We start from the raw sequence: 26,111 nt of genomic DNA, 5'->3' as shown, positions 1-26,111 counted from the left end.
GTTCTGGCCCGATGTGATCCCGATCCCGACACAGGGCGGGCATTTTGCCTACCACTGGAACGGAACGGCCGTCGATTACGTCAAGCGGTTGGAAGACGGCGAGGTGATGGCCGTTCTTTGAAGCCCTGCCTTGTGCTCTCACCCTCTACGCCAAGGTTCTGGGGTTCAGTCACAGGTCGCAAGACGAAGGGATCGCCGTTAAGCTTATGACAAGTAAGGCAAGGAACACACATGACGGCGCTTGATCGACTCCTTCAGTCCTACCGCGATGCGGCCGTCACCGAACGCGAAAAGGGCGCCTACTTCGAACGCCTGGCGCTGGCCTTCTTCCTGAACGACCCTGTTCAGTCAGAAGAGTACGAACCCGTCTGGACCTGGGCGGATTGGGCAAAGGCGAATGGTCGTGAGGCCAAGGATATCGGTATCGACCTGGTTGCCAAGCTGCGTAACGAGGATGGGTTCGCTGCGATCCAGGCCAAGTTCTACGCCACCGACGCGCGGATCCAGAAGGCGCATATCGACAGCTTCATCTCGGCCTCCGGCAAGGAGCCGTTTCGCAGGAGGATCGTGCTCGACACGACCGAGCAGGAATGGAGCGCGAATGCGGAAGAGATGATCCGGGGACAGGCAATCCCTGTCGTGCGGATCGGCCTGACCGATCTGCGGGAGAGCCGGATCGACTGGACGATCTTCGAGGCACGGGGCGAAATCGTCCTGGCCGCCAGGAAGACCCTGATGCCGCATCAACGAGATGCGTTGGCTCATGTCAGAGACGGCCTTGCCAAGGCGGACCGCGGCAAGATGATCATGGCCTGTGGCACAGGCAAGACCTTCACAGCCCTCAAGATCGCCGAAGACCTCGCCGGAAAGGGCAAGCGCGTGTTGTTCATGGTGCCATCGCTGGCGCTGATGTCACAGACAGTGCGCGAGTGGACCAATGATACCGAAACGCCCATCCGCGCCGAAATATAGCTGAAAGTTGGTGATGGCCCCTTAGGGGCGGCATATCATGGCGGTGTTCAGACGCCGACAAACGCTGGTTCGACAGGCGACAACCCGGAACAAGTTGCCCCCGCCGCTGTAACGGCGGGGGCATGGGTGGCAATTCAGCAGGCTATTCGTAAAGACGAATCAGGCCTCGCTGTCATCATCGCCGTTGTCGCCGGTATCACCGTTGTCACCGGCATCACCGTTGTCGCCGGTATCGCCGTTGTCGCCGGTATCACCGTTGTCGCCGGTATCACCGTTGTCACCGGTATCACCGTTGTCACCGGCATCACCGTTGTCGCCGGTATCACCGTTGTCACCGGCATCACCGTTGTCGCCGGTATCCCCGGCATCGCCGTTGTCACCGGCATCACCGTTGTCACCAGCATCGTCATCATCGTCGTCAGGATCGCTGACAGACTGGTGCCCGATGGCATAGGAACGCGCGCTTTCCCCAGGTTCCTTCATCTGCCCCGGCGCGAACTCACGCGCGGGATCTGATTGCTGACCCGGGGCAAAGCCGGACTTCCCTTGAGCAAGGACTTCGGCCCCGCCGATTGGAGCGAGCATGAGCCCGGTGACGAGTGCAGAGGTCGCAAGTAGTTTGCTCTTCATGGTAGTCTCCTGTTGCAGTTTTTAGTGATGCAGGGACGCGCAGCGCACCCTGACATTCACTCAACCTGCTCAGGAGAAACCGAGTTCCCACGCCCGAGGCGGCAGCAACGGGCTGGGCCAAAACCTGCCAATTGGGCTCCGATGATGGGCCTGATCCCGCGCAAACCGACCCTCCGGATCTCATCACCGCAAACACTAAGAGATAATCCGCGCGGTCGAAGGCGGTTTCGGCGACATTTCACAGATGCGCACGAGTTCGGCACCGACGATGGGAACCGGGGAATCGACATGCGTTTCTCGGGGCGGGTTTCGCATTCTTCTCACAGCCCGCTGCTCTCACCGAGCCAGAGATCCATTAACTGAGGAGGAGCCGTGAAAAGCGCCTGCGCCCCACTGGGAGAACCGCCTCGAGAGGCCCTGGAGGCAGTGCGTGCGATACCCGTTGCCTTGGGGGCGACATGGTGCTGAACCCGGCCTATTACCTAGCGCATGACCACTTCGGCACTGGCGCCGCGATCGGGCTAAGGGCGGTATCGAACTCGAGAGCCCGATCGAGCCGGCCAATATCTGCGACAAAGCGGTCGCGCTTGCCGCAGGCGGCACCGAGCCTCGATATAATTGCACTGGCGCCATCACGTTGGCCGAGAGCCCCAAGGCCATCATCGAGGCGCTGCTCGCCGCCATGGCCGGGCGCCGCGCTTGGGGCGGAGGCGTCCTGGCACAGCCATGCCGGGGCCTCGCCTCCAGGTCTGGACGGGAAGGAACGAGGCCCGCGCGCAAGGCGCGCGGGCCTCTCAGGTAGAAGCTCTACGTGGATCAGCGCGGTACATAGATGATGCGGCGTGCATCTGGCTCCACGATCACCGGCAGGTGGTTCACATAAGCATAAGTGAGCTCGCTGTCCGGCACCGGATTCAACATGACCGACTCGGGCAAGCTTGCGCCGACCACGACTTCACCGGAAAGATAGACGGGATCCACCGGGTTTTCACGGACGTAGGTGATCTCCCGTGTGGTCGGCTCCGCCAGGGCGCCAGCGCCCAAGCCGGCGGCCGCGCCTACCAATGCGCCCGGCGGCCCACCTATGATCGCCCCGGCGATCGCACCCGCCGCGCCGCCAGTGGCAGTCGTGCCGCCGATTTCGCTCCGCTCGGTCCGTTCTATGATCTGGATTGTCGAGCGTGCCTCGGGGGCAACGATCGGCACCGCTTCGGCATTCACTTCGGTGTTCAGATAAGCGCCGTAAGCCCAGCCATCATCGCCGTCACGGCTGACGCGGCACCAGCTCGAGGTATCGAGACAGCCGTCCACGGCCACGGTGGCACCCGAGGGAATGACCGAAACGATCTCGTGCATCGGACCTGGGCCTGCGCGCATGTTCAGGTCCGTGGTCGCGGTGCCGGAGTTGCCGGCAATGGCGGTGGATGCGAGCAGCACAGCCGCACACGACCCGCCAAAGAGAGGTGTGAGTCTCATTTTGCATTTCCTTTCAGAATGTTGCCGATACTTTCGGCTCTTGTGCGAACAGAACGCGGCACCCTACGCCCGGTTCCATTGCCCCAAGTGATCTGAAAGAGTTGACCGATGTGCAACCTTCGTTCTGGGAGGAGCGGACTCCGGCGCGCGCAGTGCCGTTTGCGGTCGAGAGATGGACGCCGATGGGGACAGTGGCGCGGCGGGTGGCCGGTGTGACATTCGGCGTACTCGCCATCGCATTGTATCTGGTGAACCTCCGCCGCTCGGCCGGGTGCGCAGTGCCCCGAAAACAGCTTGATCAAAACGGATACTCTAACGCCCATCCAGGCCCTGCACCGAATACCGCCTTCAGCCGCCTTCTTGCTTGCGCAAGGTTTGCTTCAGGCGCGGCAACGCCTCGTCCACGCGCCGCGCTTCGCGCAAAACCGCCTCAAGTGAGGTAAGACACCGACCGGAGAGCATTTCCTGCTCCAGCCGCGCGCAACATTCTGCCAACTCGCGAAAGCCGAGCATCCCGGCCTTGCCGATAATGTTGTGAACAACTGGTTGCAGCACTGCGGGCTCCTTGCCGCCATTCGAGATCAAGCCCTGCAACCTTGTTCGCAATTCATCTATCCACAGCAGTACGGCCTTGGCCCCAAGCAGAGACACGAGATCGCTGAAATCCTCCTGCCGGAATTCGGGCTCGGCCGCCTCTAGTGCCGAAAGATCGGCACCATGGTCCTTCGCGGTGCCTTCGACGCGGCTGGCGGCCATTGCGGGAAACGTTTCCTGATTTCTGTCGCCGTCATTTGACCTGGCCATTCGCCGGGGACCTCATGCCACGGAATACACAGGTTCCATGCATAATGCCTGCGGCCAACATGCGCAACTTGGCCGCTCGGGAATGGCCCGGTGCCTGCTCATAAATTCCGGTCAGATACCTCAGCAAGCAGTTTGGCGCCGTGTGTGGCGGCCTCGACCCGGTTGGTTGCCCCGAAATGTCTGAAAAGCGCGGAAAGGTGAAACTTTACAGCGCTTTCGCTCAGGTCAAGTTGCCTCGCGATGCCCTTGTTGGAGTGGCCTTCCACCAATAGCTGCAAAACCTCGCGCTGGCGAGGCGTAAAGCGTTGCAGAGTGTCGCCTTCACCCGCGTTCTGGCTTGCACGAGGCAGGCCCTGGTTTTCACCGAGAGGTTCGAGTTCAGGCAGAAACTGCGGCACGAAGACCGTTCCATCGCAGACCTGTCGCAAGGCCGCTGTCAGGCCCCGAGGTCCGATTCCCTTGTGAACATAGCCATGAGCGCCCGCTTCAAGGCACCGCAGGACGTCATTACGCTCACACGAGGCCGATACCACGACAACCCGCGCACCGGGGAAGGTTTCGCGTACAGTGCGAATGTTGCTTCTCGTGTTCATGCCCGGCATTGCGAGGTCGAAAAGGGCCAAGTCCGTGCCCTGTGAAATGCTCAGGCATTCGATCGCTTCGTCGAAGGACTCTGTTTCCACAATATTGGGGATTCCAAGCCGGTCAGCCAGGATGTTTCGCAGTGCGATGCGAAAATATTCGTCATCATCTGCGATCAGTGCCGAAGCCACTTCAACTGTCGTAGATTGATCTTCCAAACTCAATAGCCGGCCCGCCGGTTAACTTGCTCACATATAACGGGGTTTTCGTAAGACCGAAAAATGGCCCGAATATGGCGACCCGCTGATTTCAGGTAGGTTCCCACAGCCATTTATGCTGGCGCAAGACCGCGACGAGCCACACAAGCCACACGCCATTGAAGCGGTATAGAGTATGAAAAAATTGAATAATTGTCAATGTCTTGCCTGTCGGCCAGAGGCAAGCATTTGGATGCGCGTCGGACCGGGCAAAACGGGTGCCCAGCAGAAAGGGTGCTCGGACGGATGCGCGCGGCCCTGAGCAGCCGGTGCCGTGGCGCTGCCCCCTTCAACCGAGAGGAATGCGGCGGTGCACCGAAAGCGAGAAGGCCCCCTTTTGCACGAACGGGACAATGAACGCGAACGGTATGCTGGCCGCGACCAGGCGATATTCTCGTAGGCCGTCTGCGATGACCTGGGTTTCAATATCGGCCTGTCCCCGGTTTGCGCCCGTCAGGCCAGCGCGGACGGTATCCAGCACATCCTGTTCCGCGACAGCAGGATCAAGCAGCACCTTGCGGGCACCGAGATCGACGGCATAGGCTAGTTCGTTTCGCAGGTAGACAGCGCGCCCGACCTCAAGAATGCTGAGGCAAAGCACAATGGCAACCGGAGCGACGAGGGCGAACTCGATTGCGGTTGCGCCAGAAGTGCAGCGCCGATAGCGCCTGAACATGCCCCCGATCCTCATCTGATCTGAACCTGCATGGCCGGTTGCAGGCGGATTGAGGGCAAGAGCAGGCCTGAAACCGTCAGATCAGAGCGCATGACGTAGAAGATCGACGTGGGTTTCGATGTCGCACAGGTAGTGCTGCACCCTACTTCCACATCCGGGGCCTCCGCGCATGTGCATATGCGCGTAACCGCAAAGCTGAGGTCGCTCGCCCCCCAGACGCCCGAGCTGTCGCCGGTTGCGGTGCCTTCCAGAACAGCCTCCACCGCCGGAACGCCCGGGTCTTCGGTTGCGTGTTGGGCTGCCGCGCGCAGGATATGATCGACGGCCATGCGCTGATGCAAGGCCAACCCGACATCCGTCATGGCGAGCAATCCGAACACCAGCAAGGGGCCGAACAACGCGAACTCAACCGCAGCCACCCCGCTGCTTTCCCGCCGGAGGCGCAGCGCGGCCCTGATCAATGCGCCGGCGTTCATGCCGGAAGCTCCGTATCAATATCCGGTTCGAAACCGGGTGTGACACAGGCCAGGAAGGGTGGAACATAGATTTGCCCCCGACCGATATGGCTCAGCGCCTCGACAAGACCGGTGACGCAAATGTCCCGATTCAGAAAGCCATGAACACCGGCGTCCAGAGAGGTCAGAACGTCCTGGCGGGAGTGCGACGCAGCGATCAGCACCACGCGCGTTTCGGGGAATCCCGACCGAATTGCCTGAATTGCGTTGCGGCTGTCCAGGCCCGGCGTGCGAAGGTCGAAAAGCGCCAGATCGACCCCGTCCTCGGCTGCTGCAAGCAGGTCAATCGCCTGATCGAGCGTTTCCACCGAGAAGACCTGCTGTAGGCTCAACCGCTTCATCAGGATGCTTTCAAGTGCGGTGATGTAGAAACCATCCTGCGCACAGATCATGGCCGAAACCAGGCTCTTTTTTTGGGGAGCGCAGTTCATGATGCGACTCTCCTCAGTCCGAGATTCCAGAAGCGGGCGCGGGTGCTGCGGCGGGCGCGCTGCGGCGGTGGCCCGACAAGCTGCTGTGCAACAGCATCGAAAGACCGCGCGGCTGTCGCCCTTGGCGCGGCTTCACCCAGCATCTGCCCGGCAATCGCGGCCTTGCTGAAGCGTCCGGCGTCGAAGCCGATGGTGGCCAGAGGCGCGACATTCAGCGCCTGCTGGAACGCGGTTGCCTTGATCTCTGTCCGTTTTGGCATTCCGACCTGGTTCAGGATCAGCCTTGGCGGTGCATCGTTGGGCCGCAACCTTGCCAGCATCTCCAGAAGTGCCTTCGCGTTGCGCAGATTGCACAGATCCGGCACAGCCGTCACCACGACCTCGTCAGCAGCCAGAAGAGCATCGCGGACAAGGGGAGACCAGTGGTTTGGCAGGTCCAGCACGATGTGGGGAAAAGCGGTGCGCGAGAATCGGATCATGTCGACAAGCTGCGCGGCAAGGTCGTCGGGCTGGCGGTCCAGAAGCGCGGGGTGGGTCAGCACATGCAGGTGTTTGCCACGCCTGACGAGCAGACGGTCTAGCAGTGCATCATCGACCTGCGTGCCAGATTTCAACGCATCGAGAAACTGGATTGCCGTTTCCACGTTACAGTTAAGGTCGGCAGCCCCGCAGGAAAGGTCAAGATCGGCGAGCATTACGCCGGCCTCGACCCGTTCCGACATCGACCATGCGATGTTCTGCGCGACGGTTGAAGAGCCGACACCGCCGTTCGCACCGATGAAGGCATAGCAGCGCCCCTTGCGGGCTGTCAGGCCGCCGCCGGCGACCCGCTCGATGGCCACCGCAACCTCGGCGCTGTCCACCGGTGCCACCAGGTATTCCGAAACCCCCAGGCCAAGCAACTCGCGGTAGAGTACCACGTCGTTGTCATGACCGACGATGATGACCTTGGTGCGCGTATCGCAAATCGCCGCGAGCGCAGGCAGATCGGCAAGCGCGTCGCGGTCAGCTTCGAGCAGCAACACGTCCGGTGATGCGGTTTCCGCGAAACGTTCAAGCGCTGCCGAAAGCCCTCCGGAGAACGCCTCGCCGCTGACGCGTGCAAGGCGGCGATCGCACAGGGTGCGCTGAATCGCGGTATGAACATCAGATGTCTGTGTGAATGCCTGAACAGAGAGATGCGGGATCATCGTTGCGTCCTGTGCGAAGAGTGGCGGATAGTCCTGCCTGCCCGGCAGGTCGGACTGTTGGAATTGTGGGGTCAGGGCAAGGTTACGGTCTCCACCGCACCTGCGCGGCGGATGCGGACGGTCCTGGGCGCGCGTTCGGGTTCGGGCTGGGACAGTATGATTTCAGGCTCGGGCAGTTCCGGCTCTGGTTCCGGCTCGTTCGTGTCGGTGATTGAACGCAAAGCAAGCGAGAGCATCCCGGATGCCTCTGCAGAGGTGATGGATTCAGTCTGGCCGGCGTCAAGTTCCAGCGTTGCCGTCCGGCCGACCATGGCGTCGGATTCGGCCCCCTCTGCCAACTGGTCGATTGCCAATACCTTGACGTTGCGCAAGATCGTGCGGGTGGATGCGCTGCCGCGCCCCTCCTCCTGACGGGTGAGCAGGACATCGACGCGATCGTTCGGCAGGATGAACCCGCCAGCCGAGCTTTCTGCCGTTACCTTGACCGCGACGGCGCGTTTTCCCGGCGGCAAAAGCGCCGACATGAAGCTTGCGTTGCCGGGGGTCAGGCGATCCTGACGGATGGGCTCTCCGGCCAGAAGGCGACCGCGCATGATGGTGCCCGAGAATACATCAATGGCATCGGGGTGGTTGTCACGCGTCACGAACCCCTCATGCACCGCGGCTTCCGGCCATTTCTGCCAGTTCATGTTTTCCGCACTGACGGCGTGGCCTGGCTCGATCAAATCCGAAGCGACCAGAACCTCCTGCATTGGCACTTCCGGCAGAGGGATGGCTGTTACGGCCTCTGCCCGGCCGTCATCGGAACTTGAAAAGGTAAGCAGTGCGGCTGCCAGCCCGGATGTTGTGGCGATCATCAGGATAAGTGTGCGCATCATGTTCATTCTCACATTCGGCAGAGGGCAGGTACGGGTGCGACCGGCCCGTCAGAGTTGATAAACCGTGATCAGCCACGGGGACTGGACAAACACCCAAAGCCCCGCAACCGACAGCGCGACTCCGTACGGAATGCCGCGGCGGCGCGAGTACAGGTTCCGAACAAAGGCTGCTTCCGCCCAAGGCTGCGGCAGGCTTGCCGCCCGCAACAGCAGGATGCCAAGCGTCAGCAGCGCGCCAAGAAGCGACAGCAGCAGGATGTAATCCAGAACATGCTCGGCACCGAGCCACAGCGCCGTCACCGCCGCGAGCTTGGCATCGCCGCCGCCAATCCAGCCAGCGGCAAACAGCAGGAACCCCAGAAGCAGAACAACACCGGCAACCGCCGCGCTGCGCGACAGGTCGGCAATGGTGAAGCCGCTGAGCGGGGCAAGCACGGCGTAGCCGGCCAGTAGCACAAGGACGAGGCGATTTTCGATTCGCATGCGACGCAGGTCATCTAGGCCCGCGCAGACCATCGCCCCGCAAAACAGGGCCACGCCAGCCAGCGATGCCAGGAGCATTGTCATGCGCCTGCCGCCCTCAGGCTTTTCCGCATAGGGGCGGGCACCTGTTGGCGGGGTATTCTTGTAAAGCGGGGTTTGCTGAATGGCATGGCTCTCGTCCTCGTGCCGGGCGGATGGACTCGTATGAGCGCATATCGCGCCGATTGCGGATCGAAACCAGTTGGCCAGATGGACAAGCCACCTGACCGCCGCGAATCACCCGCGAAACGGGCCGCGCAGGAATCCGGCCCTGACGCGGGGCTTTCGAGGGAATTAGGTTAAATGATTGCTTTTACTAAACTTTGTGCGGAATCCGTTCGCGGGGGCTGTGCTTTTGGCGAAGGGCTCAGGAGGCGGAAACTGGCCATTTGGCCAGGGTCGGCGGACAGGGTGCTGGCCGGCACGGAAGGCCATTGCTGTCCATATGGCCAGTCCATCCGGCCAGATAGTTTTTCGCGCCCCGGCCAGTACTAATCCACCCGACGCCGGCTGGATGTGGCCGGTTGCGTCACATCTCCGAGCCGGTGCGCAAGCCGGTTTGCAACTTAAAGGACCAAAGACATGATCAAATCCCTTATCGCCCGTTTCCAGAAAGACGAATCCGGTGCAACCGCCATCGAATACGGCCTGATCGCCGGCCTCCTCTCGGTCGCGATCATTGTCGCCGTCACGGCGGTTGGCGGCGATCTCACCACGACCTTCGAAGCTATTTCGACTGCTCTCACCGGTGGCGAAGGCGAACCTACGTAAGGTTGAGCACTATACTTCGCGGAGGCCGCTCAGGCCTCCGCCACCCCCCTTTCCGCGTGACGGGAGATTCCGAATGTTCGGCAGGCGCGTAAGCCTTGACGCTGCACAACCTGCCCTGCAACCGGGCGGGCCGACAAGCCAGCCCAAGGGGCAGGCAACGCCTGCGGCCCCCACCCCCCGCGCGACCGCCGAGCGCGCGCCGGAAAGCGGCGCAAAGCCCACCGGCCGCGCCGCACCCTATTACACGCTCAAGAAAGAACTCCTTGCCGCGCTGATCGAGGCGATAGATGTTGCGCAGCTTACCGCCATGAATGTGGAGGACGCGCGCGCCGAAATCCGCATCATCGCGGGCGAGATCATGGCGACCAGGAAAATCGCCGTTTCTGCCGTCGAGCAGGGCGAGCTGATCGAGGACCTCTGCAACGATGTCCTGGGATACGGGCCGCTTGAGCCGCTGCTGGCACGCGACGATATTGCCGACATCATGGTGAACGGCTGCGACCCGATCTATATCGAGGTCGGTGGAAGGGTGCAGCAGACCGATATCCGATTTCGCGACAATGACCAGCTTCTGAACGTCTGCCAGCGCATCGTCAGCCAGGTTGGCCGGCGCGTGGATGAATCGAGCCCGATCTGCGATGCCCGCCTGCCCGACGGCAGCCGCGTGAACGTGATCGTGCCGCCGCTGGCGGTCGATGGCCCCACGCTGACCATCCGAAAGTTCAAGAAGGACAAGCTCAGGCTGGAGCAACTGGTGCAGTTCGGTGCGATCAGCCCGGAAGGCGCCACCATTCTCGAAATCATCGGTCGGGTGCGCTGCAACGTGCTCATTTCGGGCGGAACGGGCTCGGGCAAGACCACGCTGCTGAACTGCCTGACCGGGTTCGTTGACCCCGGCGAACGCATCGTCACCTGCGAGGATTCGGCCGAGCTTCAGCTCCAGCAGCCGCACGTCGTACGCCTTGAAACACGCCCGCCGAGCGTCGAGGGGACGGGCGAGATCACCATGCGCGACCTGGTGAAGAACTGCCTGCGCATGCGCCCCGAACGCATCATCGTCGGCGAGGTGCGCGGGCCGGAGGCCTTTGACCTGCTGCAAGCCATGAACACCGGGCACGACGGATCAATGGGCACGCTTCACGCCAACACGCCGAGAGAGGCGCTGTCGCGGATCGAATCCATGATCACCATGGGGGGCTTCAGCCTGCCGGCCAAGACGATCCGACAGATCATGGTTTCGTCGGTCGATGTGATCATCCAGGCCGCTCGCCTGCGCGACGGCTCGCGCCGCATCACCCATATTACCGAGGTTCTGGGGATGGAGGGCGACGTGCCCATCACGCAGGATCTGTTCGTCTACGACATCATCGGCGAAGACGCCGATGGCAGGATCATCGGCCAGCACCGTTCCACCGGGATCGGGCGGCCCAAATTCGCGGAACGCGCGCGGTATTTCGGCGAGGAAGCCCGCCTTTCCGACGCGCTTGCCGCGGCCAAGGTCGGTGACACCTGATGAGCAAAAGCCCGGCATCACGATCGAAGGCACGGCGATGACCTCGCTTGTGGTGTTCCTGCTCGTGACCCTCAGCGTCGGCGGCGTGCTTTACACCCTGTTCCAGCCGCAGCTTCAGCGGCAGGATGCCTACACCCGGCGCCTCGCAGCCGTCCTCGGCACCGGCAGCGACTTCTCGGCTGCAGCCGGCAAGGCGCCGAAGAAATCCGTTGAGGAGGTGCTTCGGGAAATCGAAGCCAGGCAAAAACCCGGAAAGGGCGCGCGTCCGAGCCTCAGAACCCGCCTGCAGCAAGCCGGGCTCGGGTGGAGCAAGGCAAGATACTCGATCATTTGCGCTGCCATGGGCGGGGTGCTGTTCCTGGTTTTGGCGGCATCCGGCCTTCACATTGTGGTGGCGGGCATCCTGGCAGCCGCGTCGGGATACCTGCTGCCGCATCTCTATGTGAAGCTACGCAGGGACAAGCGCATGCGCGCCTTCACCGAAGCGTTCCCCGACGCGCTGGATGTCGTCATCCGCGGCGTCAAGTCGGGCCTTCCGCTGGCCGATTGCCTCAGGATCATCGCGGCCGAAAGCCAGGAGCCCGTAAGGTCGGAGTTCAAGAAACTGGTCGAGGACCAGACCCTGGGCATGACCAACGAAGAGGCGGTGCAGCGCCTGTTCGAACGGATGCCACTGCCGGAGACAAGTTTCTTCTCGATCGTGATAACGATTCAGAGTCGCACCGGCGGCAACCTTTCGGAGGCGCTGGGCAACCTTTCCCGCGTTCTGCGCGAACGCAAGAAGATGCGCGAGAAGATCAAGGCCATGAGTTCGGAAGCCAAGACCTCGGCCAGTATCATCGCCGCGCTGCCCTTTGCCGTCAGCTTCTTCGTGTATCTGACCAGCCCCGATTACATCTCGCTTCTTTTCACGACGACGCTTGGAAACGTGGTCCTTGTCGCCTGCGGTCTGTGGATGCTGACCGGCGTTCTGGTGATGCGCAAGCTGATCAACTTCGACATGTAAATCGCCATGCGGGAGCCCGAGAAATGCTTGTCACAACGCTGATCTTCCTTTCGGCTTTCTGCATCGTGCTCGCGGTGTTCTGGCACCATCTGGCACCCGGCGTTCTGCACAGGCGCATTCAGATCGTGGCCGGCAACGCATCGGCCGGCATGGGCGAAACCGGAAAATCGCTGGCATTGCGCAGGGAGCCGAAGCAGATCTTCAAGGAAATTGTCCAGCGTTTCAACCTGTTGCGGCAAACCGAAGATGGCAGGATCGTTCACCGGCTGCGCATGGCCGGCTATCGCGGGCAGGCGCCGGTCATTACTTACTTGGCTTTCCTGATCCTCACTCCGGTGACCCTGTTGGCCGTGTCCGGCTTTTACGCGTTCCTGGTGCTTCCAGGCGACCAGCCACTCGTCATTCGGATCGGAATTGTGCTGGCGGCGGGGTACGCGGGCTGCCACCTGCCCGCGCTTTACGTCAAGAATCGGATTCTCAAGCGCCAGCAAGCCATCAGACGGGCCTGGCCCGACGCGCTGGACCTGCTCCTGATCTGCGTCGAGTCGGGCATGGGGATCGAAAGCGCGCTGCGCAAGGTCGCCCAAGAACTGGGTGCGCAGTCACCCGACCTCGCCGAAGAGCTTGTCCTGACCACGGCCGAGCTTTCCTATCTGCAAGATCGCCGGCAGGCTTTCGAGAACCTTGCACGACGCACCGATCTGGACGCCGTGAAAGCCGTTGTTACCTGTCTGATCCAGACCGAGAAATACGGCACCCCCCTAGGTCATGCACTGCGCGTCCTGGCCCAGGAAAGCCGCGACATGCGCATGGCCGAGGCCGAAAAGAAGGCCGCGGCGCTGCCACCCAAGCTGACGGTGCCAATGATCGTCTTTTTCCTGCCGGTACTCTTTGCCGTCATCATCACGCCCACCATCATACAGCACCTCAACAGTTGACCCGCACCCGCGCGGCGCTTGCCACAGGATCATCGCCATGCCACGTAGAACCCCTGCCATCGTGAGACGATACGCGGAACCGACCGCTTCCCTGCATGTGCAGCGACGCGGCTGGGGCCGTTTCCTGCGCGACACTGGCGGTGGCGCCGCGGTGCTTTTCGCCGTTCTCTTTCCCGTGCTGGTGCTTGGCATGGGGCTCGGTGCGGAGGCGGGTTATCAATACATGTCGCAGCGCAAGCTGCAGCACGCCGCCGATGTCACCGCACATGCGGCGGGCGCCCGCAAGCGCGCGGGCGATACCACGGCCGAGATCGAGGCCGCCGCCCTGCATGTGGCGACCCAGGCAGGATTTCGCCTGGATATGGGCACGATGACCATCAACATGCCGCCGCAAAGCGGCGGTGATGCCGGCAACCCGAACAGTGTGGAAGTGCTGCTTACCCTGTCCCAGCCGCGCTACTTCTCGGCACTTGTCAGCGATCGGCCGGTGGACATGCAGGGGCGTGCGGTGGCGCGGGTCACCAAGACTGGGTCAGCCGCCTGTGTGCTCGCGCTTTCGCAGACCGGCGCGGGGGCGATCACGGTCACGGGTTCCACCAATGTTGCGCTCGACGGGTGCGACGTCGCGTCGAACTCCAATGCAAGCGATTCCCTGCTGATGTCCGGCTCTTCGGCGGCGCTCGATCTAGATTGCGGATATGTGGTCGGTCAAGCCGTCACCACTTCTGGCCTGAAGATCGACTGCGGCCAAGTCCGCGAATTCGCCCCCGTTGTCAGAGACCCCTATGACTCGGTCGCCGAACCCGCTGCCGTGGGAACATGCCGGAACCGCAACGTGGGCAGTCCGAATTCCTCCACAACGCTGACCCCCACCGAAAACCACCCAAGCGGGGTGAAATCGATGCGGTTCTGCAGTGGGATCGATGCCAAGGGCAACGTGACCTTCGGCCCCGGCCTCTACATCATTGAAGGCGGCGATTTCACCATTAACAGCGGCAATGTCGACTCTTCCGGCACGGCGAGCCTCGCGGGGGAAGGCGTGACATTCTATTTTACCGGAGGCGCGCGCCTGCGCCTCGGCAGCAATGGCGTCCTTGACTTCGAGGCCCCGAAAACCGGGCCCTTTGCCGGCATCACCTTCTTCGGAAGCCGCGACGCAAGCGGCATCACGCATCGCGTCAACGGCGCTTCAGGGTCCACGCTGCAAGGGGCGGTGTATCTTCCTGCGTCCCATATCGAGCTCACGGGGAACTCGCGGGTAAACAGTGGCTGCACACAGGTGATCGGGCATCGTGTGACATTCACCGGGAATTCGACCCTGCGCTCTTCCTGTGAAAACTCGGGCACGCGCGAAATTCTTACGAATGAATCCGTGCGGCTCGTCGAATAGGTTTTCCGCACCCCAAGATCGCGCACTCCGCTGCGCTCCGCGTTCAAATGATTCTCGGTTATGCTGGCGCCGCCGCAATCTGCCGGCGGCGCCAGCAGCCTTGTTGCGCCCATCCCCGTTCTTGCGTTTCAGGGCGAAACAAGCGCCTCCTGGCTGGAACATTCGTGCAGCTACGGCGTTGCGTCATTGGGCTTTGCTGTGCGTAAGGTTGCATGTGAAATGCTGCCAAGATCGTCCCGCCAATCCCGCACGACCATCGTCTGCACCGGTGGATGACGAAAGGAGAGTAAAATGTCGATGAAACTGGGGGTCTATTGTGTGCTTGCTGCGTCTCTTGCCTTGCCCCTGGGCACGGCAAGTGCGCAGCCGCCACATTGCCCGCCGGGCCTTGCGAAGAAGGCCGTGCCCTGCGTGCCACCCGGCCAGGCCCGCAAGGCCTGGACGGTGGGTGAGCGTCTGCCCTCTGATCTGCGCTATGTCGTGATCGAGGATTACCGGCGCTATGGCCTGCCGCGGCCTGACCGAGGAACGCAGTATGTCATGGTCGAGAATGATGTGCTCCGGATAATGACGGAAACGGCCCGGGTTATTGAAAGTCTCGACACCATCGGGCGGCTGCTCAACTGAGAGAGTGTCTTGCGCCCGGTCACACCAGAAAAACTGTGAAACGGCATGCAAATTTGCCCCCCATCTTGGGGTGATCGGCGTCCCAAAGTGACCCCCCTGATAATTCTGGTCAGAAGCTTCCTCGACAGCATGAGGGAGCAGTCAGGGGATGTTGATTGTGGAGACGATCGCGAAGATCAGGCGAGCTCATTTCGTCGAAGGTAAGTCGATCAAGCAGAACTGCCGCTAATTGCGGTTGTCGCGGAACACGGTACGCAAGGTCCGGAGGGGATGGGTCTGAAATCGAACCTTCTTCACCCTCTAAGCTATTGTTTTGATTTATCTAACCGATAGTTTGAATCGTCATCTGGTTCAGTCGCGACTGGCAGCGAAACACGCGCAAGAACACCGCCAGACCCCGGGTTCGGATTTTTTCGCGGCCACAATCAGGCCCCAGCGCTTTTGGCCTTCCTCAGCGGGGTGCCAAAATGTAAGCGAGGCCTATAACGCTGAAATGGCAGCAATTTTTTAAGCGCGGTGGTGGAGCCTGGCAAGATGAATTCGACCTTCTCTCTCCTTTTCGTATTCCTGACCCAGCTTTTCATGCCCCGGCACAACGCGCAGCTGAGGCTGCTCAAGGCCCAAATCCAGATCCAACGGACCCGCGTTCCGACGCAGAGGATTATCCTGTCTCCCGAAGAGAAAGCCGAGCTGCTTCGCATCGGAGCGGAGTGTGGGCATGAGATCGACGGGCTGCTGGAGGTGGCAAAACCTGCGACATACAAGCGCTGGCTTGCCCAGATGCGTTGTGGTCGCCCCTTCAAGGCCGTGGGCAGGCCGCGCCTGACACAGGAGTTGCGCGACGTTGTCATTCGCATCGGGTCAGAAAACCTTCTCTGGGGCTACAAGCGGATCGCGGGCGAACTGAAAAAGTTGGGGCTTTACGCCGGCGCCAACTCGGTAAAGCGCATCCTGAATGAAGCAGGCATCCACCCAAGCCCTGAGAAGCGCAAGAAAAAGCCTGCCCTGCCATGGACCACCTTCGTCCGGGCACATATGGAAAGCATGGTTGCCTGCGACTTCTTCACCAAGACCGTGCTCACCGCCCGCGGGCCGTTGACGGCCTATGTGCTGATCTTCATCCACCTTGGCAGCCGCCGCGTGTATTGCAGTGCTCCGACCTATACTCCGGACTCTGCATGGGTGACGCAGCAGGCACGCAACACGCTTATGTGGTGCTCCAAGCAGGGGAACGAGCCGGGTTTCCTCATCCGAGACGCCGACACCAAGTTCAGCGCCAGCTTCGATACCGTCTGGGCATCGGAAGGTGCCAGGGTCATCCAGATCCCGCACAGGGCGCCAGACGGTCGATGACTTGGGCGGCACGAAGCGGTTTGATGCTGCCGTTCTTCCTGCGCGCGTCGATCTCCAGGATTGATTGGGCGGCAACTGATTGTGCGCGCTTTTTTGAAGCACGCGGTCCGGCGTGCAACGGGGATTTACGGTGCCCGGTTGTCACGACGGCAGATCGTCTAGATCGAGGGATTTTTCGATGCGTTCGGCAATACTTTCGGAGCACGGCCACGGCATCTTAAGCTCAGGCCGGGATGACGAAAAAAATCGCAAGCGCACGGGCGGTATCGCAGGAGCTGATGACGAGGACGGGGAAGAGCGTGAAGAGCGTCGCCACCAGCCCGGTCCAAGCCCCGGCGCGCGGCAGTCCCGATTGCACCCCGCCCGAGGCCGGCAGCCGCAGCAGCAGCGCCGCCCCGGCGATCAGCCCCAGCGCCCAGCTTCCCACGAGCGCGGCCCGGTGGAGCGAGACGGGCCCCGCCGAAACCCCGTCCCAGCCCAGCGCGCAGCCCGCACCGTGCAGCGCATACACCACCGAGAAGGTGACCGCCCAGATCATCGGCCCGGCGAGACTACGCGCGAGGAAGCTCATTCGCCCGCCCCCTGCGCGATCAGGATGGCCCCCGCGATCAGCGCCGTGACGGCGGCGAAGTCCTGCCAGAGCCGCCAGGCGGGCAGGCAACCCGCGCGCATGTCGGCGATCTCGCCGCGACGGGCCTGGTCGAGCGCGAAGCCCGCCATGCCCGCCGCGATCAGCGCGTGCAGGCCGACATAGCCTGCGAGCACGCCGCGCAGCGCGTCGCGCGCGTGCCGGGTCGGGTCGTCGAGCATGGTGGCCGCCAGCCAGCCGAGGCAGATCAGCGCGGCGAGGTTGGTCAGGAGCCCCGCCGCTGCGGCCGGCAACACGGCGCCGCCACGACCCTGCGCCCGCAGCCCGAGCCGCACCGCAACCGCAGCAAGGCCGAGCCCTGCCACGAGCCCCGCGATCAACCCGGCGCCGAGTTCCGGGTCGCCGGTGAGCTCGGGCGGCGGCCAGCCCGGGGCGACGACGCTGAGAAACCCCACCCCGAAGAGCAGCGAGGCAAATAGCGTTCCATCGGCCAGCAGCAGGCAGACCGCGCCCGTCCGCCCCAAGGTGTCGTAGCGGTGGATATGGACGGGCAGGGACAGCCCCGGCGCCACTTCCACAGGTGCCGTATCGCGCCCGTGAGCCATGCCGCGTGCCCAGACCCAGATCAGCGCCGCAACGAGGGCGAGCGCCGGCAGGGTCAGCCAGTAGAGCCCGCTCAGCATCATCAGCACGAAGACGCCGATCGCGCCGGCGAGGCCAAGCGGCAGCGCCGTATTGCCCGGAAGGATCGCGACAAGTTCGGGCCGTGCGCTGCCAACTGTGGTGACGAGCACTTCGCGTTGGCCGCGCGGCGCGCCGGGCAACAGCCCCTCGCCGCGCGCCAGCTCTTGAGCTGCGTTCGTGCCCCCGTCGAGCCGCCCGGGGCTGGGTAGCGACGCGAAATTGTAGCTTGGCGGCGGCATGCGCATTGCCCAGTCGAGGCCGGGCGCCCGCCACGGATCACGCGGGCTGCGCGGTCCGAGCCAGGCCTGCAGCACCAGGTCGAGCGCGAAGAGCGCAAAGCCGATCGTCATCACGAAACCGAAGATCGAGGAGGTGAGGTTCAGCCAGATCCATTCGGGATTGTCGGGATAGACGTCGATCCGCCGGGGCATCCCCAGAAGCCCGGTCAGGTGCATCAGGAAGAAGGTGCCGTGAAACCCGATCAGGATCGTCCAGAAGGCGGCCTCGCCCAGCCCCTTGATGCGCGCGCGCCCGGTGATTTGCGGCATCCAGTAGGCCGCCGCCGCCATCATCGGAAAGACGAACCCCCCGATCAGGACGTAATGCAGGTGCGCGGTCACGAACGCCGTATCATGCGCCTGCCAGTTGAAGGGCACGATGGCCAGCATCACGCCCGTCAGCCCGCCCATCACAAAGGTCAGGAAGAACCCCATGACGTGATACATCGGCAGATGCATCTCGGGCCGGCCCTTCCACATCGTCCCGATCCAGGCAAAGACCTGCACCGCGGTGGGGACCGCCACGAGCACCGAGGCGGCCGAGAAGAAGGCCAGCGCCATGTGTGGGATTCCCACCGTGAACATGTGATGCACCCAAAGCCCGAAGCTGAGAAACACCAGCGCCACGATCGCCGCGACGATTGCGCCATAGCCCAGGATGGTGGTGCGGCACATCACCGGGATGATCGTCGAGAGCGCCCCGGCGGCCGGCAGGAAGATGATATAGACCTCCGGATGGCCGAAGAGCCAGAAGAGATGCTGCCACAGCAGCGGGTCGCCGCCGCGCGCGACCTCGAAGAAGGGCCATCCGAAGGCGCGCTCGATCTCCAGAAGGACCGAGGCGAGGATCAGCGGCGGAAAACCCACCAGCATCATCACGCTCGTGCCCAGCATGTACCACGCGAATAGCGGCATCTCGGTAAGCTTCATGCCCGGGGCGCGCTGACGCAAAATCGTCACCGTGATCTCGACCGCCGCGGCCAGTGCCGAAATCTCCACGAAGGTCACGCCGAGCAGCCAGACATCGGCGTTGATGCCGGGCGAATAGGTCGCCCCCGATAGCGGGGTGTACATGAACCACCCCTCACGCGGCGCCACCCCGCCCAGTAGCGCGAAGAGCAGGATCAGCCCGCCGAAGAGGTAGCACCAGTAGCCCAGCGCCGTGAGCCGCGGGAAGGCAAGATCGCGGGTGCCGAGGATCTTGGGCAGCATGTAGATCGCCAGCCCCTCCAGCATCGGGATGGCGAAGAGGAACATCATGATGCTGCCATGCATCGTGAAGATCTGGTTGTAGATCTCGGTATCGAGGAAGGCCCCCTCGGGCGTGGCAAGCTGGGTCCGGATCAGCATCGCAAGGATGCCTCCGATGGCGAAGAATACCAGGGCCGTAGCCATGAAACGCAGCCCCAGCGTGGTATGGTTCACCGCCGTGATCTGGCCGCGCCAGCCCTCAGCGTTGGTCCAGACGCGATCCATCTCGCGGTGCAGCCCCAGCGCGCGGCGCGGCGGGTTGGCGGCGATGTCGAGCGCGGTGTCGGGCGCGTCGATTTCGCCCGAGGTTGCCCGGATGTCAGTCATCAGTGGCCTCCTCGGCGTGATCGTCGGCGTGATCGACGGCCAGATCATTGGGCTGCAGGGCTTCGGGCAACTCGCCTGCGGCATAGGCGACGAGCTCGAAGCGCATCCCGGCATGGCCGACGCCGCAGAATTCGGCGCAGAGACCGCCATAGGTGCCGGGGCTATCCGCCTGAAGGCGCATCACGTTCTCGCGCCCCGGAATCGCGTCTATCTTGCCGGCCAGTTGCGGCACCCAGAAGGAATGGATCACGTCCTCGGAGGTGACGATCACATCGACCGGCTGGCCGGTGGGAATGTAGAGCGTGCCCGCGGTTTCGACCATCGCGCCCCCCTCGCCTGGCTGTGTGAAACTCCAGCCCCACATGAAGGCATGCGCGCGCACCTCCACCGCGCCGTCGTCGCGCGGCAGGATGCGCTCGCCCACCCAGAGCCCCGCCGTCAGCAGCGTAGACAGGACCGCGAGCGAGAAGCCCAGCCCCCAGCCATGCGTCCAGCGGCGCGCCGGCGTCTCGCGCGGCAGGCCGAAGCCCATCGCGATCAGGACGCCAACCAACACCGCGATCGCCGCGGCCCCGGCGAGCATCGCCCACCAGAGCCAGGCGACCTCGGTGGCAACGGGGCCGGCCGGAGACAGCGTCGAGAGCGGCCCGTCGCAGCCCGCCAGCAGGATCGGAACCGGAACGGGTGCGAAGCGCTTCATCCTCTGATACGCTGCGCCGAAAGGAGACCCCGCATGCGCCCGACGCCGGATCCGCTTGTCGACCCGATCGAGGAGAACCGCGCGCTTCAGGACAAGGAATCGCGGATCGCCATCCACGGCCATCCGTTGCACGCGATGCTCGTGGCCTTCCCCATCGCGATGACTATGAGCGTGCTCGGCGCCGATCTCCTCTACTGGTGGACGGGCGACGAATTCTGGTCGCGGGCCGCGGGCTGGGCGGCCTTCGGGGCCTTCCTGATGGGGGTGCTGGCCGGGATCACCGGCACGGTCGAGTTGCTGATCGTCCCGGGGATCCGCAACCGCTCGGCCAGCTGGACGCATTTCATCCTGGCGGTGATGCTGCTGTCGATCCTGGGCGCCAACTGGGTGCTGCGCATCGGCGATCCGGCCGGCGCGATCCTGCCCTGGGGGCTGACACTGTCGCTCGTGGCGGCGGGACTGACGGCGGTGACCGGATGGCATGGGGGCAAACTCGTCTTCGATTATCAGATCGGTACCAGTTCGGGCGGCAATTCGCGGTCCTGAGGCTGGAGCATGAACAGGGGCAACCGCTCGATGAGGGGCGCCAGGTCGGGCTTGGCGAGAACCAGCCACAGCACGATGAGCATGAGCGGCACGCCGAGGATCAGCGCGATCAGCGGCGGCGGCATCTGGTAGGCGCCCAGGCGCTCGCCGGTCTGCGCGATGAGATGGCCGAGCCAGACGTGGACGAGCACCATCCCCGCAACCGCGATCAGCTTCGCCAGCAACCAGCCATCGACAAGCTCGCGCAGGAAGATCAGCACCGTGCCCGCGGCAATCGCGATCACCGCGGCGGGCGTCACCACCCGCGTGTAGCTGAAATGGCTGAGCTTTCGGATCGTCGCGAAGCCCGCCTGCGTCTGCACCGTGGCGCCGCGGCCGTATATGTGCAGCACGATCGGCAGCATGATCAACCCCGCGCACCAGATCGCCAGCGCCGAGATATGCGCAGCCTTGAAGGCGGCGATCATGCAGCCAGCCCCTGCCGCCAGACGCGGCGCAGAAGCAGCGCGCCGAGAAGCGCCAGCGGCGCCATTCCCGGCACCCACATGACCAGCCCGGCCAGTTGCTGATCGGCCAGAAGCGACATCCCGAAGGCCTCGGCCCCGACCAGATGCTCGGCATAGAGCGGGCGCGGCGCGAAGGTCAGGATGGCGCCAATCAGCCCCATCTGCCCGGCCAGGCCGGCGATCATCATCGCCGCGCCCAGCGTCGCCATAGCCTCGGTGCGTCGGGAAAGAACCGCGCTCCAGAACGCCCAGGCGGGCAACAGAAGCGCCGCCTGCATCCCCCAATAGACCGCGACGCTGTCCCATGCGGCGGCGTAGACGGCCGGCACATGCCACGCCCACAACGCCGCCGAGAGCGCGACGAAAGCCCCCGCGCCCGGCGCGCCGCGCCAGGGCAGCGCCACGGCGAGTGCGGGGGCGATCAACCCGAGCAGCAGCAGATGGTGCAGCGAGCGCGCCGCGAAGAGCGCGACGGTCAGCGCGCAGAGCGGCGCGACAAAGGCGATGACGGCCCCCAGCGCCGCCACGCTGAAGGCGCCTTCGCGCAGCCGGCCCGCCCGGGCGCGGCGCAGACCGACGGCTCCGGCCAGCGTCATGACCGCAAGGAGCGCCAGCAGCGCCGGATCAAGGTTCCAGCTGCCAAGCAGCTTCTCTGGCAGAGGAACCGGACCGCAATACGGGGTCGTCGCATTCGTCATCGTCCATCCCTGCTCTTTGCGCGGGCGGCCCATTCGCCGCCGGCCCGCCGCACGCGTCACCGCTGCGGGTATGCTCCGTCAACTCTTGTCTTCCCCACCGGAAACCTTCCCGCCTGCTGGCTTCCCCGATCGCGGCGGCAGCCGACCAACTTCAGCGGCCCGTGGATGTCATCAGCATACAGCATTCAGACAAAATCGCTAAGGCGCAACCCGCCGCCAGCCCCGTAGGTCGGGAATCCGCCGCACCGCTTCCTGCGAGGAGATCCCCACACCGGCCTCGACCCAGATGTCCTCGATGCCCCGGAAATCGATCCTGGTCAGTTGTTGTGCGAGAATGTCGAAGGCCGTCACGCCGCCGTCCAGCAGTCCCTCGCCAAGGCTGCCGCCGCCCTTGGCGAAGGCCTACTGGCTGGATGGGACCCTCGGGCCGGTGGTCACGAAACGCTCCGATACCTCGGTGCTGATGTCGCGCACCGGAGAAAAGCCCATCCAGAAGGCGGTATAGGTGGCAACTGGCGTGTCGGAAACATCGTGCACCTCCTCGGTTGCATGCGACGGCCTGGGCCTATCGGATCACGGACAATAAACGTCTCACCAGATTCGGGGGGCTGGGATAAGGCGGCTCTGCCAGACGAGATGAACAAGTCGTCAGGCTGAGCGCGAGTTGACGTCGCTCCGGGTGGCAAACAGATCGCTATCAGTCACCTTATGGCCACGCTTCAGCGCCTTACTCAGGTCCCGAACACGGTCTTCATGCAGGACGGTGCCGCAGTCCTGACAGGCGCTACGAAGAAGCGCCGTTTGATCACGGTGGATGCGCGAGCCTATCACGCAAGACACTGTCATCAGGTTGAGTACACGGGACTGGCCGGCGGCGCTCAACGTAGACAGATGGCGGCGTATGGCGGCCCAGTCGAGCGTGATGTCCTCGCCGTGCTTCAGCGCCTCTCGTAAGCGGGACATCAGATAGATCTGATTGGGATGGGCATCGCGCCCCCGGGTCAGCATCTCGCCCGCAGCATGTACGAGCACGTCTCTCTCCGAGCCGCCCAAGTCACCCGCGTCCTGGAAGTGCGCCGCAATCAGGTTGTCCACTGCAAACGGTCCCAGCGTGCGCACCCGCGCCTCGGTCATGATCCGCCAGATGATATAGGCGTTCCAGACGGCATAGAGCGGGCCTGCAAACAGCGGAACCATGCCGCGTATCGCCATGCGCGCGGCCACCCTGCGCAGAAAGACCCGCAAGATGAAGCTGCTGACCCCGACCTTCAGCTTGTAGGCGATGCTGAGCGCCGTAAGCTTCCAGCGCGACACATGCGCATAGGGATCGACCCCGAAGATCTGCACTTGTGGACTGGGAAATTCGAGCGCAGTACGCGCCAGGCCGTGGGCGAACAACCTGTGCCCTTCGCAACTCGACAGCGGCAGCCCGGAATGTTGCGTAACACGCGCGATTCCGATCAGCGCCAGCGCGTATAGAAGGGCGATCTCCACCGCGCTAACCACGCCGGCGAAGGCATAAAAGGCCCCCCAGTACGGGAGCGCCTCGCGCCAGCCGACATCTTCCATGCCGTCAAAGATGCCCTGGCGCATCCAGATCTCGGCGCCGCCTATCAGCCCGCCCGAGACGATGCCCGCCAGCGCCGACAGGCCGATGGTCCAAGCCGTGACCTGACGGATCGCCTGCACGCGCTCGCGCGGGGGATGACCTTCGGTGCCGCTGTCTGCGCCGCGCTGCGCCAGATAGGCTGCAAACCTGCGCTCCAGCATGTTCGGCTCGGGCGAGTATATTTCAACTGCTGGTACTGACATCTCTCTGTTGCTTCCCGTCCGCAAGGTGCGGCGCGTCCTCAACGCGCCCTACGTCACCTTCTCGCCCAGCGTGTGCTCCACCCACAGCTTCTGCACCGCGACCATCGCCACGATGGTGAGGGGTGCTGCAAGGATCAGCCCCACCACTCCGAAGATCACGCTGAGAAGCACTTGCACGGCGATCAGGAGCGCCGGCGGGAGGTTGACCGCCTTTTGCTGGATCATCGGTCCTATGACGCTTCCCTCGATGTTCTGGATCACCACATAACCCACCAGCACGATCAGCCCTGTCTGCATCCCCGCGGCGAAACCCACCGCAACGACTGGTACCGCCGCGATCAATGGGCCGACGAACGGGATGAAGGTCAGCAGCGCCGTCAGGACCGCGATCCCAAGCCAAAGTTCAACGCCAAGCACGAACAGCCCGAACCCGACCGCCACCCCAAGCAGCGCCATGGACACAAGCTGCCCCAGAAACCACCAGCGGATCGCATGGGCGAGTGCGGACAGCGTATCCTCCACCACCGCCCGCTGCGCCGGCGGCACCAACCGCACCATCCCCCCACGGTAGAGCGCCGGATTCGCCGAAATGAAACCTGTGAGTACAACAAGGATTACGAGGCTCGCGACAGCGCCGACCGCCGTCATTCCCCAGGTCATCACCTCCCCCGTCATGTCGCGCAGCGTATTGGCAAGGCCCCCGTCATCGTCGTCCGTTTCCACCATCACCCCAAGATTGATGAGCCAAGCGTGAGTCTGCTGCACGAACACGACCACCGCCGCGCTCACATCCCGCAACTGCTGGACGAGACGCCCCGCCGACACGGCGAACACAACGCCGATGAACGCAAAGATGGCGATCGAGACACCCACGAGCGCCCAGCCCCGAGTGAGCTGCAGCCGCCCCGCGATCGCCCGCGCAAGTCCGTCGAGCCCGACCGCAATCAGCACCGCGGCGAAAACGAGAAGAATCACATTTCCGATGAGATAGCCGATCAGCAGAAGTCCTGCCGTCAGAAGGATCGTGTCGGTCCTGATCCAGCGCTCCGAGCCCATGCGCATTTCCTTCCCCCTGCTGCACGGCTCCGCGCCGCTGTCGAAAAGGCAACGTCCTCCGGGCCGTCCCGATCCTGCCTATCCGCGAAGAAATGCCTATCCTTGGAATGTTTTGTGGATTCAGCCTCTCGAAGGCCGGAAGGGCTGCTGGCTGCACTGGATGGGCCAGAGGACGTTCGCGCGTAGGCGCGCGAGGGTGCTCGGCGCTTGGCCGCTTGATGGGTGAATGCGCGCCATGCGCGGGGTCGCAACCGATGGCCCGGCCAGCGGGCTGTTGCCGCGGTCGCGTGTCTGTCGCATTCCACCTGCGAAGCAGCGATCCTAGTCGCAGCAAATGCCGATCGGGCTGATGCAGGTTAGTGCCCTCGACGATGACACTGAAAGTGAAGAACTCGGAGCATTCTCACACCAGTCGCACCTCATGCTCCCTTACAACATTTCGACGAACGGCACGATCACGAACCAAGCGATATAGAGAAGCGAAAGCCCAAGCAGCAGGTCGATGCGCCGTTCAGGCGCCCCCTCGGTCGATGGAAACCAGCGCACCCTTCAGCCCGCCCTCGGCGCCGAGCCGGTCGAGCAGCGGCGGGATGGCAGCCAGCTCGCCGGCCTTGTCGGGCACTGCCTCCGCGGCCAGAACCAGCCGGGCGGTGGTGGCGAAGGCCGAGACCAGATGCAGCGGCGCGGCCCCGGTCCTGCGATCGTGGCTGCGCCGGGAGGTCTTGCCGTCGATGGCGACAAGCCCGGCCTTCTCCGGCCAGCTCTCGCGTACCCAGCCCTCGAAGGCCGCAGCGAAGAGTGTGGGATTGATGCGGTTCATCAGGATCGTCAGCCAGCGCTCGCCCGGAACGCCATGCCTGTAGGGCAGATGCTGACGCAGAAAGTCCAGGTGCGCCGCGCCCCAGGCGGCGATGTCCTCGTAATCGTCGCAATCCGCGATGCTCCCGCAGACCACCAGAAGCAGGATCTCCGGCAGAGGATGTAGAATCCGCCGCTCATCGCGCGGATCCTCGACCACCGAAAAGTGGTCAAGCAACGCGGCCAGGCGCGAGCGGCGGGGAAGGTTCTCGGTGACCTGCCACGGGATTTTTCCTCCGTCTGCGATTAGAGTCCGACCCAAGGAAGGGACGGAC

Annotated in this window: 28 protein-coding genes and 1 pseudogene; 9 read left to right on the top strand and 20 right to left on the bottom strand. The window is 63.5% G+C overall.

Annotated features, from left to right (window positions below; genetic code table 11):
- Positions 1-231: 231 nt before the first annotated feature.
- Positions 232-972 (top strand): restriction endonuclease, encoded by a 741-nt coding sequence (locus tag DQ229_RS12280; protein WP_238381065.1) that lies wholly within the window; start codon positions 232-234, stop codon positions 970-972.
- A 159-nt stretch (positions 973-1,131) separates the two neighbouring features.
- Here DQ229_RS12280 and DQ229_RS16360 read toward each other — a convergent pair whose 3' ends face one another.
- The 10 genes from DQ229_RS16360 to DQ229_RS12230 form a co-directional block, all read right to left on the bottom strand.
- Positions 1,132-1,602, bottom strand: a complete 471-nt coding sequence (locus DQ229_RS16360; protein WP_155326515.1) for a hypothetical protein — start codon at positions 1,600-1,602, stop codon at positions 1,132-1,134.
- A gap of 816 nt (positions 1,603-2,418) precedes the next feature.
- Positions 2,419-3,078 (bottom strand): DUF1236 domain-containing protein, encoded by a 660-nt coding sequence (locus DQ229_RS12270; protein ID WP_114966554.1) that lies wholly within the window; start codon positions 3,076-3,078, stop codon positions 2,419-2,421.
- 348 nt (positions 3,079-3,426) lie between these two features.
- Entirely contained in the window at positions 3,427-3,882 is a 456-nt protein-coding gene (locus DQ229_RS12265; protein ID WP_114966553.1) for an Hpt domain-containing protein, read from the bottom strand.
- A 98-nt stretch (positions 3,883-3,980) separates the two neighbouring features.
- Positions 3,981-4,688: a response regulator gene (locus DQ229_RS12260; protein ID WP_238381064.1), complete on the bottom strand. Its 708-nt coding sequence runs from the start codon at positions 4,686-4,688 to the stop codon at positions 3,981-3,983.
- Between the two features lie 322 nt (positions 4,689-5,010).
- Complete coding sequence (locus DQ229_RS12255; RefSeq protein WP_162300857.1) at positions 5,011-5,397, bottom strand: TadE/TadG family type IV pilus assembly protein; 387 nt, start codon at positions 5,395-5,397, stop codon at positions 5,011-5,013.
- 11 nt (positions 5,398-5,408) lie between these two features.
- On the bottom strand, positions 5,409-5,816 hold the full coding sequence (locus DQ229_RS12250; protein ID WP_238381063.1) for a TadE/TadG family type IV pilus assembly protein: 408 nt from the start codon (positions 5,814-5,816) through the stop codon (positions 5,409-5,411).
- Positions 5,817-5,869: 53 nt separating this feature from the next.
- Positions 5,870-6,343: a response regulator gene (locus DQ229_RS12245; RefSeq protein ID WP_114966549.1), complete on the bottom strand. Its 474-nt coding sequence runs from the start codon at positions 6,341-6,343 to the stop codon at positions 5,870-5,872.
- Entirely contained in the window at positions 6,340-7,533 is a 1,194-nt protein-coding gene (locus tag DQ229_RS12240; RefSeq protein WP_114966548.1) for a CpaE/TadZ family protein, read from the bottom strand. Before DQ229_RS12240 ends, DQ229_RS12245 begins: the two co-directional genes overlap by 4 nt.
- Before the next feature lie 71 nt (positions 7,534-7,604).
- Complete coding sequence (gene cpaB / locus DQ229_RS12235; protein ID WP_162300856.1) at positions 7,605-8,411, bottom strand: Flp pilus assembly protein CpaB; 807 nt, start codon at positions 8,409-8,411, stop codon at positions 7,605-7,607.
- Positions 8,412-8,459: 48 nt separating this feature from the next.
- On the bottom strand, positions 8,460-8,978 hold the full coding sequence (locus DQ229_RS12230) for an A24 family peptidase (RefSeq protein WP_114966546.1): 519 nt from the start codon (positions 8,976-8,978) through the stop codon (positions 8,460-8,462).
- A gap of 537 nt (positions 8,979-9,515) precedes the next feature.
- On the opposite strand from DQ229_RS12230, the gene DQ229_RS12225 reads away from it, so the two are divergent.
- From DQ229_RS12225 to DQ229_RS12195, 7 genes are all read left to right on the top strand, one after another.
- Positions 9,516-9,704, top strand: a complete 189-nt coding sequence (locus tag DQ229_RS12225) for a Flp family type IVb pilin (RefSeq protein WP_338014173.1) — start codon at positions 9,516-9,518, stop codon at positions 9,702-9,704.
- A 73-nt stretch (positions 9,705-9,777) separates the two neighbouring features.
- Positions 9,778-11,217, top strand: coding sequence for a TadA family conjugal transfer-associated ATPase (locus DQ229_RS12220; protein ID WP_114966545.1), 1,440 nt, complete (start codon positions 9,778-9,780; stop codon positions 11,215-11,217).
- Positions 11,207-12,223: a type II secretion system F family protein gene (locus DQ229_RS12215; RefSeq protein WP_202909576.1), complete on the top strand. Its 1,017-nt coding sequence runs from the start codon at positions 11,207-11,209 to the stop codon at positions 12,221-12,223. Before DQ229_RS12220 ends, DQ229_RS12215 begins: the two co-directional genes overlap by 11 nt.
- Complete coding sequence (locus DQ229_RS12210; RefSeq protein WP_202909575.1) at positions 12,169-13,161, top strand: type II secretion system F family protein; 993 nt, start codon at positions 12,169-12,171, stop codon at positions 13,159-13,161. Before DQ229_RS12215 ends, DQ229_RS12210 begins: the two co-directional genes overlap by 55 nt.
- 97 nt (positions 13,162-13,258) lie before the next feature.
- Positions 13,259-14,551: a pilus assembly protein TadG-related protein gene (locus DQ229_RS12205; protein WP_162300855.1), complete on the top strand. Its 1,293-nt coding sequence runs from the start codon at positions 13,259-13,261 to the stop codon at positions 14,549-14,551.
- A gap of 291 nt (positions 14,552-14,842) precedes the next feature.
- Complete coding sequence (locus DQ229_RS12200) at positions 14,843-15,178, top strand: RcnB family protein (RefSeq protein ID WP_114966542.1); 336 nt, start codon at positions 14,843-14,845, stop codon at positions 15,176-15,178.
- Between the two features lie 534 nt (positions 15,179-15,712).
- Positions 15,713-16,531, top strand: a complete 819-nt coding sequence (locus tag DQ229_RS12195) for an integrase (protein ID WP_238381062.1) — start codon at positions 15,713-15,715, stop codon at positions 16,529-16,531.
- 223 nt (positions 16,532-16,754) lie between these two features.
- Here DQ229_RS12195 and DQ229_RS12190 read toward each other — a convergent pair whose 3' ends face one another.
- The 3 genes from DQ229_RS12190 to DQ229_RS12180 form a co-directional block, all read right to left on the bottom strand.
- Positions 16,755-17,102 (bottom strand): hypothetical protein, encoded by a 348-nt coding sequence (locus tag DQ229_RS12190; protein WP_114966541.1) that lies wholly within the window; start codon positions 17,100-17,102, stop codon positions 16,755-16,757.
- On the bottom strand, positions 17,099-19,558 hold the full coding sequence (gene ctaD / locus DQ229_RS12185) for a cytochrome c oxidase subunit I (protein WP_420796869.1): 2,460 nt from the start codon (positions 19,556-19,558) through the stop codon (positions 17,099-17,101). The genes DQ229_RS12190 and ctaD overlap by 4 nt, the downstream gene beginning before the upstream one ends.
- A 94-nt stretch (positions 19,559-19,652) precedes the next feature.
- Entirely contained in the window at positions 19,653-20,360 is a 708-nt protein-coding gene (locus DQ229_RS12180) for a cytochrome c oxidase subunit II (RefSeq protein ID WP_114966539.1), read from the bottom strand.
- A gap of 33 nt (positions 20,361-20,393) precedes the next feature.
- Here DQ229_RS12180 and DQ229_RS12175 point away from each other — a divergent pair, with 33 nt between their 5' ends.
- Positions 20,394-20,906 carry a DUF2231 domain-containing protein gene (locus tag DQ229_RS12175; RefSeq protein ID WP_114966538.1) on the top strand — a complete coding sequence of 171 codons (513 nt, stop codon included), beginning with the start codon at positions 20,394-20,396 and terminating at the stop codon, positions 20,904-20,906.
- Here DQ229_RS12175 and DQ229_RS12170 read toward each other — a convergent pair.
- The 7 genes and pseudogenes from DQ229_RS12170 to DQ229_RS12150 form a co-directional block, all read right to left on the bottom strand.
- Entirely contained in the window at positions 20,867-21,373 is a 507-nt protein-coding gene (locus DQ229_RS12170) for a CopD family protein (RefSeq protein WP_114966537.1), read from the bottom strand. The two genes, DQ229_RS12175 and DQ229_RS12170, sit on opposite strands and share 40 nt — an antisense overlap.
- On the bottom strand, positions 21,370-22,110 hold the full coding sequence (locus DQ229_RS12165; RefSeq protein WP_114966555.1) for a cytochrome c oxidase assembly protein: 741 nt from the start codon (positions 22,108-22,110) through the stop codon (positions 21,370-21,372). The genes DQ229_RS12170 and DQ229_RS12165 overlap by 4 nt, the downstream gene beginning before the upstream one ends.
- A gap of 198 nt (positions 22,111-22,308) precedes the next feature.
- Positions 22,309-22,461 (bottom strand): hypothetical protein, encoded by a 153-nt coding sequence (locus DQ229_RS16355; protein ID WP_155326513.1) that lies wholly within the window; start codon positions 22,459-22,461, stop codon positions 22,309-22,311.
- Between the two features lie 51 nt (positions 22,462-22,512).
- Positions 22,513-22,647 (bottom strand): hypothetical protein, encoded by a 135-nt coding sequence (locus tag DQ229_RS16930; RefSeq protein ID WP_274378844.1) that lies wholly within the window; start codon positions 22,645-22,647, stop codon positions 22,513-22,515.
- 111 nt (positions 22,648-22,758) lie between these two features.
- Positions 22,759-23,922, bottom strand: coding sequence for an LBF_2804 family protein (locus tag DQ229_RS12160; protein ID WP_155326512.1), 1,164 nt, complete (start codon positions 23,920-23,922; stop codon positions 22,759-22,761).
- Positions 23,923-23,970: 48 nt separating this feature from the next.
- Positions 23,971-24,978 carry an AI-2E family transporter gene (locus DQ229_RS12155; RefSeq protein WP_162300854.1) on the bottom strand — a complete coding sequence of 336 codons (1,008 nt, stop codon included), beginning with the start codon at positions 24,976-24,978 and terminating at the stop codon, positions 23,971-23,973.
- Between the two features lie 526 nt (positions 24,979-25,504).
- A pseudogene (locus DQ229_RS12150) lies at positions 25,505-26,065 on the bottom strand (ISAs1 family transposase); the annotation flags it as partial.
- Between the last annotated feature and the right edge of the window lie 46 nt (positions 26,066-26,111).

It is taken from the genome of Alkalilacustris brevis (assembly GCF_003350345.1).
GTDB classification, from domain to species: domain Bacteria; phylum Pseudomonadota; class Alphaproteobacteria; order Rhodobacterales; family Rhodobacteraceae; genus Alkalilacustris; species Alkalilacustris brevis.
This window is presented reverse-complemented; position numbering and strand designations above follow the sequence as displayed.